Source organism: Nocardioides sp. NPDC000445 (genome assembly GCF_040300245.1).
Lineage (GTDB): Bacteria > Actinomycetota > Actinomycetes > Propionibacteriales > Nocardioidaceae > Nocardioides.
Map to the genome: position 1 here is coordinate 41,994 of NZ_JBEPDH010000017.1, position 17,961 is coordinate 59,954.

The following is a 17,961-nucleotide window of genomic DNA, read 5'->3' on the forward strand; positions in this document are numbered from 1 at the left end:
CGAGAGCCTAGCCACGACCGGAGAGAAGCCTCAGGCGGTCAGCTTCATCGGGCCGTAGACCTGCCGGTCGTGCTCGAAGAGCACCACCGCGGCCACGCCCGCGTCCAAGAGGTCCTGCCAGACCTCGCCCACCCACGACTCGGCGTCGCTCTGGTTGGCGAAGCGCTGGCCGGCGAGGTCGCCGTCGACCGGCACCTCGGCGCCCGAGGCGTCGACGAGCTGCCACCACCACGGCCGGTCGGCCGCCGACGGCTGCTTGAAGACGGAGGGGACGTCGGGAATGCTCACGTTGCTCACCCCTCCCGCACGTGCGAGGGGACGAAGGGCGGCTTGGTGAGCTGGAAGATCTCGCGGCGGCCGCGTACGTCGATGCCGATCTCGGCCTCCGGGTTGACCGTGGTCGAGACGAGCACCAGGCCGACGCCCTTCTTCAGCGTGGGCGAGAAGGTGCCGGAGGTGACCTCGCCGACCGGCACGTCGGCGGTCAGCGACGCGGTCATGTGTGGGCGTGGGATACCTCGTCCGACGGCGACGATGCCGCGCAGGACGCGCTTCGGGCCGGCCTCCTTCTCGGCGACCAGCTTGTCGCGGCCCCAGAAGGCGTCCTTCTTCCAGCCGACGGCCCAGCCGAGGCCGGCCTCGTTGGGAGTGACGTCCAGGGCGATGTCCTGGCCGTGGAGCGGGTAGCCCATCTCCGTACGCAGGGTGTCGCGGGCGCCGAGGCCGCACGGCACCGCGCCGAGCTCCTCGCCCCGGGACAGCAGCGCGTCCCAGAGCGCGGCGGCGGCTTCGTTGGCGACGATCAGCTCGTAGCCGCGCTCACCCGAGTAGCCGGAGCGGCACACGACCACGCCGATCTCGTCACCGAGTACGTCGGGAGCGGCCGCCTCCACGAAGGACATGTACTCGTGACCGGCCGGCAGCCCGACCGCCTCGAGCAGCTCGTCGGACTTGGGCCCCTGGACGGCGAGCACCGCGTAGTCGCGGTGGTGGTCGGCGAGGTTGATCCCCTCGGGGGCCGCCTCCTGGAGCCGACGCACGACCTCCGGGGTGTTGGCGGCGTTGGGAACGATCAGGACGTGCTCGTCGTCGCGGTAGTAGGCGATCAGGTCGTCGACGATGCCGCCGGTCTCCTCGTCGCAGCACAGCGTGTACTGGGCCTTGCCCGGCTTGATCCGGTTGAGGTCGTTGGTGAAGGACGCGTTGACGAAGTCGGCCGCACCCGGCCCGCTGATCATGACCTTGCCCAGGTGGCTGACGTCGAAGACCCCGACGGCTTCACGGACCGCCGTGTGCTCCTTGATGACGCCGGAATACTCCAGCGGCATCGACCAGCCGCCGAACTCACCGAACTTCGCGCCGAGCCCGACGTGGTTTTCGTGCAGAGGGGACTGGAGCAGCTCCGACCCGCCCCCCGTGGAGGTCTCTTCAGCCATACCGCGAACTTATCGCACCAGGCCGACACTGCCCGGTCGGCGCCCCGTCTGGGCGCGCCACACCTAGACTGCACGGCGTGACCCTGCCTGACATCACCTACACGCTGCGTACCGCCTCTCCTGCCAAGACCCGTGCCGAGGCGGTCGTCGTCGGCATCGGCCAGGGCGCGAAGGCTGTCGAGGTGACCGCCGGCGCGGAGGACGTCAAGGCCGCCTACGGTCGCCGGTGGCGCGGGATGCTCGCCACCCTCGGTGTCAGTGGCAAGGCCGGCGAGGTCACTCGCCTCCCGGCCGGGAGCGAGATCGGCGCCCAGCTCCTCGTGCTGGTCGGGCTCGGCAAGGCCGGTGCGGACGGGACCTACTCGGCCGATGCCGTGCGCCGCGCCGCCGGCGCCGCCGCTCGCTCGGTCCCCAACGCGACCTCCGTCGCCGTTTCCCTTCCCGCCGACACGCCCGAGCTGGTGCGTGCCGTCACCGAGGGCTATGTCCTCGGCGGCTACACCTACACGACGTACAAGTCGAGCGCAGCCAAGTCGAACGGCGGCAAGTCGGGCGGGGACAGCAACGGGCCGAGCGATGTCGCGATCCTGAGCGCGATCGCGCGGCGTACGGATGCGGTCACCGCCTTCGAGGAGGCGCAGGTCCTCGCCCAGGCGGTCGCCGGCACCCGCGAGTGGGTCAACATCCCACCGGCCGACCTGACTCCCCCGGCGTTCGCCGACGCCATCGCGCACGTGGCCGAGCTGGTCGAGGGCGTCGAGACGACCGTGTACGACGAGAAGCAGCTCGCCGAGCTCGGCTGCGGCGGAATCCTCGCGGTGGGCATGGGATCGGCGGCCAAGCCGCGTCTGGTCGAGCTCACCTACTCCCCCGACGACGCGCGCGGCCACATCGCGCTGGTCGGCAAGGGGATCACCTTCGACTCCGGCGGCCTCACCATCAAACCGGGCAGCTCGATGTCCACGATGAAGTCGGACATGGCCGGTGCTGCCGCGGTGGCCCAGGCGACCTTCGCGATCGCCCGCCTCGGGTTGCCGGTGAAGGTCTCCGCGTTCGTGCCGATGGCGGAGAACATGGTCTCCGGCTCGTCGTACCGCCCCGGTGACGTGGTCACCCACTACGGCGGCACGACCGTCGAGGTCTCCAACATGGACGCCGAAGGCCGGATGATCCTCGCCGACGCCCTCGTGCGGGCCACCGAGGTCTCGCCGGACCTGATCATCGACGTCGCCACCCTCACCGGTCACATGGTGATGGCGCTGGGTGACCGGGTCAGCGGCGTACTCGGCTCCGAGGACGTCGTCGACCGTGTTCTCGCCGCCGCCGACGTCGCCGGCGAGCAGATGTGGCCGATGCCCATCCCGGAATGGATGGACGAGCGAATCCGTTCTTCCAAGGTGGCCGACCTCAACCAGCACGACTGGATCCGCTGGGGCGGTGGGCTGTACGCCGCCGCCTTCCTGCGCGAGTTCACCGGCGGTCTCCCCTGGGCCCATCTCGACATCGCCGGACCCTCTTTCAACAGTGGTGGCGCCTCGGGCCATCTCACTCCCGGAGGCACGGGTGTGGCGGTGGCAACACTGGTGGACTACGTACGCGAGATGGCTACCGATCAGTAGTGGTCCGGTTGACACAGCGCTGCGGGGGTAGTGACAAGATGGGCTCCGTGATCGACGCCCTTGGCCGCCCGTCCGGCGGCATCATGAGTGCGTCGGGCAGGTGTCGACCCAGACCGATGCGCCTTTCTCTCACGGAGTCTCCTCGCCGAGCCCTCGGGCTCGGTCGTGGCGACGCGCGTGTCCGGACATACAAGTAGAGCAACGAACAGACGTAGAACGAAGGAACCCATGGCCACCGAAGTAACTCTCCCGGCACTCGGCGAGTCCGTCACCGAGGGCACCGTCACCCGCTGGCTCAAGCAGGTCGGCGACACGGTTGCGGTCGACGAGGCCCTGCTGGAGGTCTCCACCGACAAGGTCGACACCGAGATCCCCTCGCCGGTCGCCGGCACCGTGCTCGAGATCAAGGCGTCCGAGGACGACACCGTCGAGGTCGGTGGCCTGCTCGCCATCATCGGCGCTGCCGACGAGGCCGGCGCGGATGACGCTCCCGCGGAGCCCGCCGCGCCCGCGGCCGAGCCCGAGGCTGCCGCCCCCGCCGCCGAGCCCGAGGCTCCGGCCGCTCCGGCCGAGCCCGAGGCTCCCGCCGAGCCCGCCGCGCCTGCCGCTCCGGCGCCCGCCGCCGGCGGCAACGCCACCGAGGTCGCTCTCCCCGCGCTGGGCGAGTCGGTCACCGAGGGCACCGTCACCCGCTGGCTCAAGCAGGTCGGCGACACGGTCGCCGTCGACGACGCGCTGCTCGAGGTCTCCACCGACAAGGTCGACACCGAGATCCCCTCGCCGGTCGCCGGCACCCTGCTCGAGATCAAGGTCGCCGAGGACGAGACCGTCGAGGTCGGCGCCGTCCTGGCGCTCGTCGGTGACGCCGGCGCCGCTCCGGCCGCTGAGCCCGCGCCCGCCGCCCCGGCCCCGGAGCCCACCCCCGAGCCTGCTCCTGCCCCGGAGCCCGAGCCCGCTCCGGCCGCCGCCGCACCCGCGCCGGCTCCGGCCGCTCCGGCTCCTGCCGCGCCCGCCCCGGCCGCGCCCGCTCCCGCTCCTGCGGCCCCGGCTCACGCCGCGCCGTCCACCGACGGTTCCCCGGCCATCCAGCCCGGCGGCTACGTGACCCCGCTCGTACGCAAGCTCGCCGCCCAGCACAACGTCGACCTCGACACCGTCCAGGGTTCGGGCGTCGGTGGCCGCATCCGCAAGGAGGACATCCTCCAGGCGGCTGCCGCGAAGTCGGCTCCGGCCGCTGCCCCGGCAGCCGCCGCTCCGGCGGCCTCGGCTGCTCCGGCCGCCTCCGCCGCCCCCGCGGCCCCGTCGCCGCTGCGTGGCACCACCGAGAAGATCTCGCGTCTGCGCAAGGTGATCGCCGAGCGGATGACCGAGTCGCTGCACACCGCTGCGCAGCTGACCCAGGTCATGGAGGTCGATGTCACCAACATCGCCCGCCTCCGTGAGGCCAACAAGGCCGGGTTCCTGCAGCGCGAGGGCGTCAAGCTGACCTACCTGCCGTTCTTCGCCAAGGCCGCGATCGACGCGCTCAAGGTGCACCCGAAGCTCAACGCCGGGATCGACATCGAGGCCGGCACGGTCACCTACTACGACCGCGAGAACATCGCCTTCGCCGTCGACACCGAGAAGGGTCTGCTGACCCCCGTCGTCAAGGACGCGGGCGACCTCTCGATCGCCGGCATCGCGAAGAAGATCGCGGACGTCGCCGACCGCACCCGCAACAACAAGATCACCCCGGACGAGCTCTCCGGCGGCACCTTCACGATCACCAACCTGGGTTCGTTCGGTGCGCTCTTCGACACCCCGATCATCAACCAGCCGCAGGTCGCCATCCTCGGCCCGGGTGCTGTCGTGAAGCGTCCGGTCGTCATCGACGACCCGGACCTCGGCGAGACGATCGCGGTGCGCTACATGGTCAACGTCGCGCTGACCTACGACCACCGCCTGGTCGACGGCGCCGACGCCGGCCGCTTCCTCCAGGACGTCAAGAAGCGCCTCGAGGCTGCTCAGTTCGAGCTCTGAGAATGAGAAGACGCCCCGGAGTCGCTGGCTCCGGGGCGTCTGCCATTTCGGATGACCTCCGGCGGAGGTGGCACTGCCCGTCCGGCTCCGCCCGGGGCGTACGATCTCGGTGTGACTGAGCTGCGCTTCGTTGAGGTCGGGACGATCGACTACCTGGACGCCTGGGAGCTACAGAAGCAGATCCATCAGCGCGTGGTCGACCGCGAAGAGCCCGACACGGTGCTGCTGCTCGAGCACCCGCCGACCTACACCGCGGGGAAGCGTACGAAGCCGGAGGACCGGCCCGCTGATCCCGGCGGAGCCCCGGTGATCGACGTCGACCGCGGCGGCGAGGTGACCTTCCACGGCCCCGGCCAGATCGTCGCCTACCCGATCGTGCGGCTGCCGGAGAAGGTCAAGGTCGTCGACTTCGTACGCCGCCTGGAGCAGGCGATGATCCGCACCTGCGCCGAGTTCGGCGTCACCGCCTACCGCGTCCCGGGCCGCAGCGGGGTGTGGCTGCCCGCGGGCGAGACCCCCGACGGCGTACGCCGCCTGGAGCGCAAGGTCGGAGCGATCGGGCTGCGGGTCAGCCAGCACGTGACCATGCACGGCATCGCGCTCAACTGCGACGTCGACCTGGGCTGGTACGAGCGGTTCGTGCCGTGCGGTATCTCCGACGCCGGGGTCACCACCCTCTCGATCGAGGCCGGGCGGCAGATCGGCAACGCCGAGGCGATGCCGGTGCTCCACGCGCAGATCGCGGAGATGCTCTCCTGGCGCGACTACGAGCAGGGCCCGAGCCTCGAGGCGAAGCCCGACCCCGCGAAGACTCCGCGGGTTCCGCTGCTCTCCCCCAGCCTGGGCTGAGCGGCGGCGGCGACGATCGGTGTGACCGACCAGTAGCCGCCTGCCTTCGAGGTTCCACCACCACGCGGCGTACCCTTGTGGGGTGACTCAAGCTCCTGCCCCAGAAGGTCGCAAGCTCCTCCGTCTCGAGGTCCGCAACGCGCAGACTCCGATCGAACGCAAACCGGAGTGGATCAAGACCAAAGCGAAGATGGGGCCCGAATACAAGGAGCTCACCGCGCTGGTGAAGTCCGAGGGCCTGCACACGGTGTGCCAGGAGGCCGGCTGCCCCAACATCTTCGAGTGCTGGGAGGACCGCGAGGCCACCTTCCTCATCGGTGGCGACCAGTGCACCCGGCGCTGCGACTTCTGCCAGATCGACACCGGCAAGCCGACCGACCTCGACCGCGACGAGCCCCGCCGCGTGGCCGAGTCCGTACAGACCATGGGCCTGAAGTACGCCACCATCACCGGTGTCGCCCGTGACGACCTCGCCGACGGCGGTGCCTGGCTCTACGCCGAGACCGTCAAGCAGATCCACGAGCTCAACCCCGAGACCGGCGTCGAGAACCTCATCCCCGACTTCAACGGCATCCCGGAGCTCCTCCAGGAGGTCTTCGAGTCCCGTCCCGAGGTGCTCGCGCACAACGTCGAGACCGTCCCGCGGATCTTCAAGCGGATCCGTCCCGCGTTCCGCTACGAGCGCAGCCTCGACGTGATCACCCAGGCCCGCGACTTCGGCCTGGTCACCAAGTCCAACCTGATCCTCGGCATGGGCGAGACCCGCGAAGAGGTCTCCGAGGCGCTGCGCGACCTGCACGCGGCCGGCTGCGAGCTGATCACGATCACGCAGTACCTGCGCCCGAGCGTGCGTCACCACCCCGTCGAGCGTTGGGTCAAGCCTGAGGAGTTCATCGAGCTCCAGGCCGAGGCCGAGGAGATCGGTTTCTCCGGCGTCATGTCCGGTCCGCTCGTTCGTTCGTCCTACCGCGCCGGTCGGCTGTACCGTCAGGCGATCGAGGCGCGCGACGCCTCCTCCGTGGCTTCCTGAGTCCCTGCGTACGAGAACTGAAAGAGGAAGATGTCCCAGACCGACCCGAGCACCATGAGTCGCCGCCAGCAGATGGTGGAGACCTACAAGCTCACCAAGCAGTCAGACCCCAAGATCGGCCTCATCCTCGGCTCGATCTTCGTGGTCGTCGCCGCGGTCGCCGGCGTGATCTTCTGGTTCCTGCCCGGCGAGGGCATCTTCTCCTGGATCTTCACGATCGTCGGCGCCCTGCTGGCCGGCCTTCTCGCCGCGATGGTGGTCTTCTCGCGGCGCGCGCAGAAGGTGATGTACGCCCGGCTCGAGGGCCAGGTCGGTGGCGGCTACGCCGCCCTGACCATGCTCCGCCGCGGCTGGACCGTCACCCAGGCGGTCGGCGTCGAGCCGCGCAGCCAGACGCTGGTCCACCGCGTGGTCGGTCCTCCGGGAGTCGTCCTCGTCGGCGAGGGCAACAGCCCGAGCAAGGTCCGCTCGCTGCTGGCCAGCACCAAGCGCACCCACGCCCGCGTACTGTCCGAGGTGCCGATCACGACCGTCGTCGCCGGAAACGGTGAGGACGAGGTGCCGCTGCCGCAGCTGACCAAGCACGTCACCAAGATCGGTCGCAACGTCTCCGGCCCCGAGATCACCGACATCCTCAACCGCCTCAAGGCCGTCGACGCCACCCGCGGCACCATGCCGATCCCGAAGGGCCCCGTCCCGACCTCGATGAAGGGCATGCGCGGCAACCTCCGCGGCCGCTGATCGTCACAGCCGGCGTGCCCGGATCGCGTAGAGGAGCGGGATCCGGGGCGCCTGCTCGGGCAGCCTGAACCAGCCGTCCTCCCCCGCCACCATGGACGGGAAGCGAGGCCACGGCAGCCGCTCGTCCTCGCGGACGACCTCGATCCGCAGGCCCGCTCCGGCGAGGGCGGTGACGACCTCGCCGACCCCGTGACGCCACTCGTACGCCGTCGTGGCGGTGCTCAGCGCCGGGCCGTCGGTGTAGGTGTGGGTCGAGTCCTTGGCGATCGCGCCGCGGCCCGAGAGGTAGTCGTGGCGCAGCTCGAGGGAGTCCTCCCGACCGGGCTCCGGCACCTCACCGAGGGCGTCGAGGAGCGGGTGGAACTCGGCCAGGTAGAGGAACCCGCCGGGCTTGAGCAGATCGTGGACGACCCGGGCCCACAGGTCGATGTCGGGCAGGTAGCAGACCGCGCCCTTGCCGGTGTAGACGACGTCGAACCGGCCGGCGCCCAGGACCTCGACGGCGTCGTGGACGTCGGCCTCGTGGTAGTCGACGGCCAAGCCACGCTCGGCGGCGATCCGGCGCGCCGCGGCCACCGCCTCGGCCGAGATGTCCAGCCCGTACGTCACCGCACCCCGCTGCGCGAACGCCACCGTCTCGGTGCCGAGATGACACTGCAGATGCACGACCTCACGGCCGGACAGCTCACCGAGGTCGCTCCACTCGTAGTCGGCGAACCACGACTCGGCGGGCCGCGACCCGTCGATGCCGTAGAAGGCGCTGGCGAGGTGGATCGGCGTACGCGCGTCCCAGTTGGCCCGGTTGGCCTCGATCTGCCGGGTGATTTCGGGGTCGAGAGTCATGCGAGCACGGTCCCACGAATGCCGTGCGCCGAAAACGACAAAGGGCCGGCCCCGTTCGGGACCGGCCCTGCTGCCTACGAACCGGCTGTCAGCCGGCCATGCTCGGCATGTCGGTGACCTGGTCGGCCGGCGGTGCCTCGATGGTCACGTCCTCGCCGTGCTTGGACAGCACCATCTCGACGGTGCCCATCTCGCCCATGCCGACCTCTGCCTTGCGGAGCAGACCGTCGCCGTCGACCCAGATGTCCTGGTCGATCGTCTTGGGCATACCGCTGGTGCTGTTGGAACCGAGGCTCTCGGCGAGCCCGGCGGAGTCGACGGTGAAGCTGTAGTGCTTGGTGTCGGTGCCGTCCAGTTTCTCCTCGCCCTCGAACTTGGAGGACTTGATCGACTCCTCCATGCCCTCGAAGAACGCGAGCGGGTTGCTCATCGACTCCAGGCTGGCCCCGCCCATCTTGGCGAGGTCGTCGGCGCTCGCGGTCATCCACGAGTCGCCCATCATGCCCTTGATGTAGATCTTCTCGTCGACAAGGATCGTCTCCAGATCCATGTTCATCGAGCCACCACTCATCTTCATGGTGGAGTGCTGTGCCGGCGGCTCCTTCTGGATGTCGCCCTCGCCGGTCATCGAGACCGTCTGACCCGACGCCTTCGCGTCCATCTTCGTGGTGAAGTGGGCGGTGTCGATGTCGGTCGCCTTCTTCATCACCTCGGTCATCTCCTCGGCCGAGACCGAGTCACCCTCGCTGGCACCGCCGGCCCCACCACCGCCACCGCAGGCCACCAGGCCCGAGAGCGATACGGCCAGCACGCCTGCCACAGCGGCGCGGCGCCAGAGGCCACGTGGCCCGAGAGTACGGTTGAGCGTCATTGAGCTTCCCTTCGTGTTTGCCGCTGCTTGCGGCTGACCTGTCAAACTTACCCTCGGAAGCTGCTCAACCAAGCCGGCGAAACACGTGTCGATAGGTCTGAAGCGTGACGGTCGCCGTACCCGCCGCCAGATCGTGGAGCCCGCGCCGGTCGGGACGGAAGACCAGCGGCGGTACGACGAGGACGACCAGGATCTGACGGGCGATGCTCCGCAGCGGATCGAGCGGGCGTGCGTCCGGCTCACCCGCCGTCACCCGCACCGTACGCAGCCGGGTGACGAGCTTGCCGAAGGAGCCGCCGCCGAGCGTGGTGAAGACCGCCGTCTGCACGATGAAGACGACCAGGATCCACAGGTTGTCGGTCGGCCGCGGGTCGACACCGGCGAGCAGCGACCCGAACGGCAGCGCCCGTACGCCGAGGAAGACCGACGCCACCAGCGACGACGCGAGCCAGTCGATGAAGAGTGCGAGGACGCGCCTGCCCCAGCTCGCGGTGTCATAAGGCAGAGTGGGCGTCGCAGGAGTGGCGGAACTGGTCACGTCGTAAGCGTAGGCGGCAACGTCTTGAGGGGTGAGATCCGGGATGGTTGCCGATCAAATCACACAACCTGTTACACGCCTGAAACATTTGCGACACTCCTGCGCAACCGTCCCTTCGTAATTTGCGTGGCACGGTCGGATCCATGAGGGTCCGGCCTCGATCGCGAGAGACCTATCTGGCTCTTCCCGCCCGGGTGAGCCAAGGAGGATTGATGTTCAGCACTGACGACGAGCTCTTGAAGTTCATCTCTGACGAGGGGGTCGAGTTCGTCGACATCCGTTTCGTCGACCTGCCTGGCGTCCAGCAGCACTTCACGGTGCCGGTGTCGTCGTTCAACCTGGAGCCGATGGCCTTCGACGGTTCGTCGATCCGTGGTTTCCAGACGATCAACGAGTCCGACATGGCGCTCTACCCGGACGTCACGACTGCGTACATCGACCCGTTCCGCGCCGCGAAGACCCTCGCGCTGATGTACTTCGTGCACGACCCGATCACCGGGGAGGCCTACTCTCGCGACCCGCGCAATATCGCGCGCAAGGCCCTGGCGTACCTCGCCTCGACCGGCATCGGTGACACCGCGTTCTTCGCCCCCGAGGCGGAGTTCTTCATCTTCGACAAGGTCGCCTACAACACCTCCGAGGGCGAGTCGTTCTACAAGATCGACTCCGTCGAGGCCTGGTGGAACTCGGGTGCCGACAAGAACCCCGACGGCTCGGACAACCTGGGCTACAAGACCCGCTACAAGGGCGGCTACTTCCCGGTCTCCCCCACCGACCACTTCGCCGACCTGCGCGACACGATGGTCAAGAACCTCGAGGCCTCCGGCCTGCTCGTCGAGCGCGCCCACCACGAGGTCGGCACCGCCGGCCAGGCCGAGATCAACTACAAGTTCGACACCCTGCTCAAGGCTGCCGACGATGTCATGAAGTTCAAGTACATCGTCAAGAACACCGCCTGGGAGGCCGGCAAGACCGTCACCTTCATGCCGAAGCCCGTCTTCGGTGACAACGGCTCGGGCATGCACGTCCACCAGTCGATCTGGAACGCCGGCGAGCCGCTGTTCTACGACGAGACCGGCTACGGCGGCCTCTCCGACATGGCCCGCTGGTACATCGGCGGCATCCTGAAGCACGCTCCGTCGGTGCTGGCGTTCACCAACCCGACCGTGAACTCCTTCCACCGCCTGGTCCCGGGCTTCGAGGCTCCGATCTCGCTGGTCTACTCCTCGCGCAACCGCTCCGCCGCGGTCCGCATCCCGATCACCGGCACCAACCCGAAGGCCAAGCGCGTCGAGACCCGGTTCCCGGACCCGTCCTCGAACCCGTACCTCGCCTTCTCGGCCCTGCTCCTCGCCGGCATCGACGGTATCCAGAACAAGATCGAGCCGCCCGCTCCGATCGACAAGGACATCTACGAGCTGCCGCCGGACGAGATGGCCGAGATCAACCAGGTGCCGACCTCCCTCGGTGCCGTCCTGTCGGCTCTGGAGAGCGACCACGACTTCCTCACCGTGGGCGACGTCTTCACCCCCGACCTGATCGAGACCTGGATCGACTACAAGACCAACGACGAGATCCTCCCGATCCAGCTCCGCCCGCACCCGCACGAGTTCGAGCTCTACTACGACATCTAGAATTCGTTCTAAGTCGTAAGTGGCCCCTGACCTGCATCTATGCAGGTTCAGGGGCCACTGTCGTTCGGGCTGTGAGGGTGAAATTCCGCAGGGATTCCGCAGGAGACGGGCCTCAGCGGCCGATTCCGGGCGGTTCACGCCCTGCCGACCTGCCCGGTGGATCGCGCCGGATCCCCGGATCACGGCTCCGAGTCGCCGGTCGCTGGCCGTAGACCTTCGCCACCGCGGCACGCGAGGTGTCGTCACGGTCGGGCCACAGATGTCCGTACGTGTCGAGGGTCGTCTTCGCCGAGGCGTGCCGGAGCCTCGCCTGGACGATCTTGACGTCGAGTCCGGAGGCGATGAGCAGTGAGGCGAAGTAGTGGCGCAGGTCGTGGAACCGGAAGTCCTCCGGCAAGCCGTTGACGTTATCTCGTGCGGCGCGCATGGCTCGCTCGATGGTCCAGGGGCTGGCCGGGTTGCCCCACTCGTCGGTCATGATGCTGCGTCCTCTGGCCCGCTTCACGCCGGTGGCGAGTTCGCGCACCATCTGGGTGGGGATCGGGATCGGCGTCTGGCTCATGTCCGACTTCAGCGGATCCTCGGGCCACTGGATCGCGGGCTTGATGAGGCCCTGCTTGAAGTCGACGTCAGCCGGGCGAAGGGCAGCGGCCTCGGCCAGCCGCAGCCCGGCGTGTGCGCCGAGCAGGACCGCCGGGCGCACGCCGTCCGGGAAGTGTCCGTAGAGCGCCCAGACCTGGCCGGTGGTGGCGACGAAGGGCCGTTGCTTGCCCATCCCTGGTGACGTACGCCGCGAGCACGGGTTGCGCGCGACCAGGCCGTCGTGGACGGCGTCGGTGAACAGTTGCGAGAGCCGGGAGTGGAGCGCGTAGACGTAGGAGTCGGCGTAGCCCTCGGCCTTGAGCACTGACGTCCAGGCGCGGACGTCGGAGGGGCGGAGCGCGCTGAGCGGCACCGCGGCGAACTCCTCCTTGATGAGCTTCAGGTGGGTCCTGGCCTGGGTGACGGTGGACTTGCGACGGGTGCCGTAGCCGGCCAACCATCGGTCGGCCCACTCCCCCACCGTCAGCTTTGCGTCCTTGGGGGCGATGTGGTCGCCGCGTACGACGGAGGCGACCTGCTGGTCGAGCCAGGTCTGCGCCTCGGCCTTGCGGTCGAAGTGTGCGGTGTGCTCCTCGCCGGCGCCGTCGACGTACCGGGCTCGCCAGCGGGTGACCTTGCCGGCGACGGCGGAGGGAACCTCGATCGTGTTGCCGCCGGAGTCCTTGACGCGCTTGCGCCAGCGGTCCTCCACGGCTGCGCGCTGGCGGCGGTATTGGGTGCTCATGCGCGCCGCCCGCTGTTGTTGGGCACGATGTCGGGCCGGTCGGCCAGGCGCTGTTGGCGGATGTAGCCGCGGATGTCGCCGACGGTGGTGACGAGCCGGCGGCCCATCTTGAAGAAGCACGGGCCGGTGCCGAACTGGCGCCACCAGCGCAGCGTGTTGACCGGGACCCTGAGGATCTCGGCGGCCTCGGTCAGGGTGAGGAGCTCTTCGGCGTCGCGCTCGGGGAACGGGACGTTGATGCTGGTCATGCCTACCTCCAGAGGTGGTGCGAATGTTCCCCAAGGTGTTCGACCAGTCGTGAGTGGCCATCAAGGATGGTGGCTGATCGTTGCCGGAGGGAGCTGGTTCAGCAGGTAGGTGTGCAAGGCTTGCCAGCAAGACGCCGAAATATCTCCGATCGGGTAATTTGATGCCAATGGATCGGCCGACGATCATCGAGGAGGCGCGGCGCGCACGCGGGCTGACGCAGGCCGAGCTCGCCCGTAGGGCGGGTACGTCGCAGTCGACTCTTTCTGCTTACGAACGTGGTCTGAAGTCGCCCTCGCTCAGGGTGACCGAGCGGCTGATGCTTGCCGCGGACTACGACCTCGGGATGATCACGCGGGTGCGTTTCGATGCCGTCATGGAGACCCGGACATCCGGGTTCTATGTCCCGGATCGGCTCTGGCGAGTCGAGGTACCCATGTGCTTCGCCATCGTGCGCTTTCCTGACTACGCACATGGCGGCAAGGCGGAGGCGTGGAACCTACTCCGACGCGCAGAGCGCCGCGGGCTCTACCAGAACGTGCTCAGCCGGGGTCGCTCCGACCAGATCTTCCGCTGGGTCGACGGCGCGCTCCTCGTCGACCTGTGGGACGAGCTCGACCTACGTGCCCGGATCCGACGAGCATGGGATCCCGTGGTTGATGCCGCCTCGCGTGGCGAACTGGACTTCTACTAACCCGAACACATCTTTCGAAAGAAACGAAAACGAGTTACGCTTTCTTCGAAAGGAGGCGCATCATGACCGCCGAACCGCTGGACCAGCAGACCTACACGGCCACGCCGACCGACAGGCTCGCCGATGTCCTCGACTTCATCCACGCATACGAGTCCCGCCGCTCGACCGGCGCCGGGGACCAGCATCTTTCCCTCGGATCCGACGACGAGAGCCACATCGAGCTGCCCGAGCCCGTCTACCGTGCGCTCGCTCAGATCGTGGAGGCATTGGCCGCTGGCAAGGCCGTGACCGTTGCGCCGCAGAATCAGTTGCTCACTACCCAGCAGGCGGCCGACCTGCTCGGCGTCAGCCGCCCCACAGTGGTCAAGCTAATCGATGACGGCAGCCTGCCGGCATCGACTCCCGGCACGAAGCGGCGGATGATCCGGCTCGACGACCTCATTGCCTACCGTGCACGCCGTCGCGAGGCACAACTGCAGGCGATCTTCGAGACCTCCGCAGGGGACCCCAGCCTCGACGACGACCCCGAGTCGATCGCTGAGCAACTGCGCCTCGCACGTGCCGAGGTCGGTGCCCGACGCCGAGCTCGCGCCGAGGGCTGACAGGATCGCTGCGTGCGAGTAGCTGTCCTGGACACGAGTGTGCTGTGGCCGAACCTCCAGCGCGACTTCCTGCTCTCCATGGTCGCCTTCGAGATGTACCGACCGCTGTGGAGCGAGGCGATCCTGGAGGAGCTCGAGTATCACGAGGCGCTCAAGCTGACGAAGCGCGGCACCGAACCTGACTCTGCCTCGGCGGCTGCCAGTCAGCTCGTCACGACCATGCGCAGAGCCTTCGACGACGCCCTGGTGACCGGCTGGGAGCCGCTGGACGACACCTTCGGCCTACCTGACCGCGACGACGAGCATGTGCTCGCCGCTGCCGTCGCCGGAGGGGCGAGCGTGATCGTGACTGACAACCTGAAGCACTTCCCGGAGCGACTGCTTCCGGACGGGATCGCGGCCCTGTCGGCGAAGGAGTTCGCGGCCACGCTCGCTGATGACGATCCCTCCGGTGCTGCCGCCGCGCTTCGCGCGATCTCTGCTCGGTACCGCAACCCATCACGTACGAGCCTGGATCTCCTCGACACCCTGGCTACCCGGTACGGGATGAAGCAGGTCGACGAACTGGTCCGCCCACATCTGACCGGCGCAACGGGCTGACCCGGCCGTCGATCTGATCGCGCCCCGAGTCAGAGCCCGATGCCTGGATCCCTGGCCGGCGTCGGCGTCGTTCGCGACTGAGGCTCTTGTCTCGCGACGGCTCGCTGGTCGTTTGTGAGCCGCCGACGTGCCCGTCCGACGTAGCGCGGAGCCCCGTTGGGTCCGTAACGCTCGACATCGTCGGCGGCCCGTTGCGCAGCGTGGGCCGGGCCGAGGTCGGCGCGGTCGCGCCCGAAGACTGCGACCCACTGGTTCCGGGCGTCCTCGAGATTCTCGGCGACGAGGTGGGCGATGTTGTGGTCGCGTCCGCGGGTCATAGCGACGTACGCGGAGGAGCCGCTGGTGTGCTCGCCGACGAGCACGTGCGCGGTCGCGACGGTCGAGCCTTGGATTCCGTGGGCGGTGGTCGCATAGGCAAGCTCGACATGGTCGGCGACGTAGTCGTGCGGGAGCCGTCGACGACCCGGGGCGCCGACGACGATCAGGTCGCCCCGTATTACGTCGGTGACAGTCCAGGTCTCGCGGTTTGCAACACCCCTGGTCGCGTCATTCTGACGGGTCGCGACGACGTCGCCGACGCCGATCCGTTCGCCCTTGGCCGTCATGACGTCGTCGGAGACCTCGCCGGTGATCCGGCGGAGGTCGTGGACCAGTCCGTTGATCTTGCCGACCTGCTCGCGGGTGTCGGCCACCACCGCCTCGCCGCGCTCAGCCTCGCCGGCGAGCACGGCGAGCCGTTCGACCTCACTGCCGTGGACCTGGATCTCCCCGCGACGAGCCAGCTCGTCGAATACCGCCCCTGGCGCATCTCCGCGGCGCATCCGCAGGCTCAGCTCGGCATAGCGCGGGTCGCTGAAGCGACGTACGCCGTCCAGGGTCAGGTGTCGGCTGGGGACGTACCGGCACGCGAGGTCGAGCACTCCCCCACGACCGACTGCCGGCAGCTGGTGCCGGTCCCCGACTAGCACGAGCCTGGCGCCGGCCTCGTCCGCCAAGGCCACCAGGGCACAAGCACTGTCCTGGTCGAGCATGCCGGCCTCGTCCACCACGAGCAGGTCACCAGGAGCCAGGCGCGCTCCTGGGCCTGGGTCGGTCGCGACCCGACCCCACCGGCCATTGGCGTCCCAACGGAAGCCGTGCTGATGCAGCAGCCAAGCGGCCGAGTCCGCTGCCGCACCCGTCTCTGCCGTGGCGACCTGCGCGGCTTTCCTGGTCGGCGTCACGACGAGCATGCGGCGCCCTTGGGGCTCGGACCAGCGCGTTCGTCACGGCAAGCGTCGCCGTCTTGCCCGCACCAGCCGCACCCTCGACCACCACCAGAGCACCCGGTCCAGCCATCTGAGCAGCGGCAGCAGCCTGCTCCGGATCGAGGCGAGCCAGCCACGAGCGAGCCCCACGCGGCAGCGCCACCGTTCCGCCAACCGCCGCGCGGCTGACGAGCCGGTCGACCAGGTCCCGCTCGACCGCGACCACCTGCGGCGACGTCAACGCACGCACATGCTCCGGAACGTCATCGCGGCCGAGCAACGGCACCGACTCCGCCACCACCCGCGCCGCGAGATCCTCGGCCAGCTCCTGCCGAACCGCTGCGTCAACGACCACGTCGGCAGCAGCGATGAGCTGCTCGACCTCACCCCGAGCATCAGCCGCGTTCCAAGCCGAGCGACGCGCACCCAGCCTGTTCAACGCATCCGCGACCAAACGCTCCCTGTCCAGCCTCCCCACCCGTGCCGCGCGCAGCTTCGCCGGCCTCCTCGGCGGCCTGAACCCCAGCTCGGCGAGTTCGTCACGCCAGTGTTGCTCCAGGTCCGCACCCGAGGACGGCACCACCTTGTCCGGACGCGCGTCCGCCCACGCACGCCGATCCCACGCCCGCCGCAGCCCCGGGCCAGGCACCTCCCCCGGGTGCTCCTCACGCCAGGAAGCCTCGTACCGGTCCATGTTGCGTTCGATCTGCTTCGACCGGGAACTGAACGCTCCCACGTACGGCGCCAGTTCGACGATCTCTCCCGACTCCGCATCCAGGTGGTAGCCAAGCTCTGCCAACGCTGTACGGAAGCCAGGGTCGGTCTGGACCGCGGCCTGCCCGATCCCGTTGATCGCCTCGATGCTCTCCCTCACCCCGACCGTGTGTAGACCCCGCCACCGATCTGCCGCCCACACCCGAGTGTTGAGCTGCAGATGGATGTGCCGGTGGGGATCACCCGCCCGCGAGGTGAAGTGCCGGATCGCCGCAGCCTCCATCCGCTCGACGGGAACTTGCACCTGCCGCCCCCGCGGCCCCACCCGCGTCGTCGCATGCTCCCCGACCCACGCGAGGACCTGCTCGACCGCCCGCTGTTGAGCGGTGTCGTACGCAGCGCTGATCTCGGGATGCACCGCGGCCGCCAGCGACCATGACTTCGGCCCGTTGACCGCGACCTCGAGGAACTTCACAGCGTGCTTGTCGGTCCGCAGCCGCCCCTTCGCCTTCCCGGTATCCACGGCGTACCCGGCAACCCACCGTTCGTAGGTCTCCCCATCCATCGCCGTCGCCTCGTCTACGACGTTCCTGTGAACCAGGTAGCGCATCGCACAGCCGCTGCCCCCGCCCAGGTAATAGTCGTCCGCGGCCGAGCGATCCGCCTCGACATACTGGCGCGAGTTCGCTGCCGAGCCGGTGTAGAACTTCACGCCGCCATGCACCCCGAACACCTCCGTCAACAGCCGTCGATAACCATCAAAACCGCAGGTCATCAGCGTCTTTGGTACTCAAATGCGTAGCATGCGTGCCGTCGGATCGAGCTGACAGAGGAGCACTTGAATGAAGCGCATTCGCGTACCGTCAGCGTCCGTCCCCAGCCGTCCAGTCAGGTCGGCGATTTGAACCGTTGCGCGTTGGGCAGAATCTGCGATCGTTGCGATCTGGTCAT

At 68.6% G+C, this 17,961-nt stretch carries 17 protein-coding genes and 1 pseudogene; 9 read left to right on the forward strand and 9 right to left on the reverse strand.

Annotated features, from left to right (window positions below):
• Positions 1 to 30: 30 nt before the first annotated feature.
• Entirely contained in the window at positions 31 to 288 is a 258-nt protein-coding gene (locus ABT304_RS21560) for a hypothetical protein (RefSeq protein WP_160022416.1), read from the reverse strand.
• Positions 289 to 293: 5 nt separating this feature from the next.
• On the reverse strand, positions 294 to 1,436 hold the full coding sequence (gene gcvT, locus ABT304_RS21565) for a glycine cleavage system aminomethyltransferase GcvT (protein WP_160022414.1): 1,143 nt from the start codon (positions 1,434 to 1,436) through the stop codon (positions 294 to 296).
• A gap of 77 nt (positions 1,437 to 1,513) precedes the next feature.
• Here gcvT and ABT304_RS21570 point away from each other — a divergent pair, with 77 nt between their 5' ends.
• From ABT304_RS21570 to ABT304_RS21590, 5 genes are all read left to right on the forward strand, one after another.
• Positions 1,514 to 3,055 (forward strand): leucyl aminopeptidase, encoded by a 1,542-nt coding sequence (locus ABT304_RS21570; RefSeq protein WP_350718303.1) that lies wholly within the window; start codon positions 1,514 to 1,516, stop codon positions 3,053 to 3,055.
• A 228-nt stretch (positions 3,056 to 3,283) separates the two neighbouring features.
• On the forward strand, positions 3,284 to 5,074 hold the full coding sequence (sucB, locus tag ABT304_RS21575; RefSeq protein WP_350718305.1) for a 2-oxoglutarate dehydrogenase, E2 component, dihydrolipoamide succinyltransferase: 1,791 nt from the start codon (positions 3,284 to 3,286) through the stop codon (positions 5,072 to 5,074).
• A gap of 111 nt (positions 5,075 to 5,185) precedes the next feature.
• Positions 5,186 to 5,923, forward strand: coding sequence for a lipoyl(octanoyl) transferase LipB (gene lipB / locus ABT304_RS21580; RefSeq protein WP_350718307.1), 738 nt, complete (start codon positions 5,186 to 5,188; stop codon positions 5,921 to 5,923).
• A gap of 82 nt (positions 5,924 to 6,005) precedes the next feature.
• Positions 6,006 to 6,953, forward strand: a complete 948-nt coding sequence (gene lipA / locus ABT304_RS21585) for a lipoyl synthase (protein ID WP_160022404.1) — start codon at positions 6,006 to 6,008, stop codon at positions 6,951 to 6,953.
• Positions 6,954 to 6,983: 30 nt separating this feature from the next.
• Positions 6,984 to 7,694, forward strand: coding sequence for a DUF4191 domain-containing protein (locus ABT304_RS21590; protein WP_350718309.1), 711 nt, complete (start codon positions 6,984 to 6,986; stop codon positions 7,692 to 7,694).
• Positions 7,695 to 7,697: 3 nt separating this feature from the next.
• Here ABT304_RS21590 and ABT304_RS21595 read toward each other — a convergent pair whose 3' ends face one another.
• From ABT304_RS21595 to ABT304_RS21605, 3 genes are all read right to left on the reverse strand, one after another.
• Positions 7,698 to 8,537, reverse strand: a complete 840-nt coding sequence (locus ABT304_RS21595) for a class I SAM-dependent methyltransferase (protein WP_350718310.1) — start codon at positions 8,535 to 8,537, stop codon at positions 7,698 to 7,700.
• An 88-nt stretch (positions 8,538 to 8,625) separates the two neighbouring features.
• Positions 8,626 to 9,408 (reverse strand): SCO4651 family lipoprotein, encoded by a 783-nt coding sequence (locus tag ABT304_RS21600; RefSeq protein ID WP_350718312.1) that lies wholly within the window; start codon positions 9,406 to 9,408, stop codon positions 8,626 to 8,628.
• Positions 9,409 to 9,472: 64 nt separating this feature from the next.
• The gene (locus ABT304_RS21605) at positions 9,473 to 9,946 is read right to left on the reverse strand and encodes an RDD family protein (protein ID WP_350718313.1); all 474 of its coding nucleotides are present in this window, start codon (positions 9,944 to 9,946) and stop codon (positions 9,473 to 9,475) included.
• Between the two features lie 212 nt (positions 9,947 to 10,158).
• Here ABT304_RS21605 and glnA point away from each other — a divergent pair, with 212 nt between their 5' ends.
• On the forward strand, positions 10,159 to 11,580 hold the full coding sequence (glnA, locus tag ABT304_RS21610; protein WP_160022394.1) for a type I glutamate--ammonia ligase: 1,422 nt from the start codon (positions 10,159 to 10,161) through the stop codon (positions 11,578 to 11,580).
• A 112-nt stretch (positions 11,581 to 11,692) separates the two neighbouring features.
• Here glnA and ABT304_RS21615 read toward each other — a convergent pair whose 3' ends face one another.
• Both ABT304_RS21615 and ABT304_RS21620 read right to left on the reverse strand, forming a co-directional pair.
• Entirely contained in the window at positions 11,693 to 12,907 is a 1,215-nt protein-coding gene (locus tag ABT304_RS21615) for a tyrosine-type recombinase/integrase (RefSeq protein ID WP_350718315.1), read from the reverse strand.
• On the reverse strand, positions 12,904 to 13,155 hold the full coding sequence (locus ABT304_RS21620) for a helix-turn-helix domain-containing protein (RefSeq protein ID WP_350718317.1): 252 nt from the start codon (positions 13,153 to 13,155) through the stop codon (positions 12,904 to 12,906). The genes ABT304_RS21615 and ABT304_RS21620 overlap by 4 nt, the downstream gene beginning before the upstream one ends.
• A 167-nt stretch (positions 13,156 to 13,322) precedes the next feature.
• On the opposite strand from ABT304_RS21620, the gene ABT304_RS21625 reads away from it, so the two are divergent.
• From ABT304_RS21625 to ABT304_RS21635, 3 genes are all read left to right on the forward strand, one after another.
• Positions 13,323 to 13,847: a helix-turn-helix domain-containing protein gene (locus tag ABT304_RS21625; RefSeq protein ID WP_350718318.1), complete on the forward strand. Its 525-nt coding sequence runs from the start codon at positions 13,323 to 13,325 to the stop codon at positions 13,845 to 13,847.
• Positions 13,848 to 13,909: 62 nt separating this feature from the next.
• A complete protein-coding gene (locus ABT304_RS21630; RefSeq protein ID WP_350718320.1) occupies positions 13,910 to 14,449 on the forward strand; it encodes a helix-turn-helix domain-containing protein in 540 nt (179 codons plus the stop codon).
• A 12-nt stretch (positions 14,450 to 14,461) separates the two neighbouring features.
• Positions 14,462 to 15,049: a PIN domain-containing protein gene (locus ABT304_RS21635; protein WP_350718322.1), complete on the forward strand. Its 588-nt coding sequence runs from the start codon at positions 14,462 to 14,464 to the stop codon at positions 15,047 to 15,049.
• Between the two features lie 29 nt (positions 15,050 to 15,078).
• Here the strand turns inward: ABT304_RS21635 and ABT304_RS21640 are convergent, their stop codons facing one another.
• Positions 15,079 to 16,281 (reverse strand): ATP-dependent DNA helicase, encoded by a 1,203-nt coding sequence (locus tag ABT304_RS21640; protein WP_350718324.1) that lies wholly within the window; start codon positions 16,279 to 16,281, stop codon positions 15,079 to 15,081.
• Between the two features lie 595 nt (positions 16,282 to 16,876).
• Positions 16,877 to 17,785, reverse strand: a pseudogene (gene mobF / locus ABT304_RS21645) (MobF family relaxase); the annotation flags it as partial.
• Positions 17,786 to 17,961: the final 176 nt, after the last annotated feature.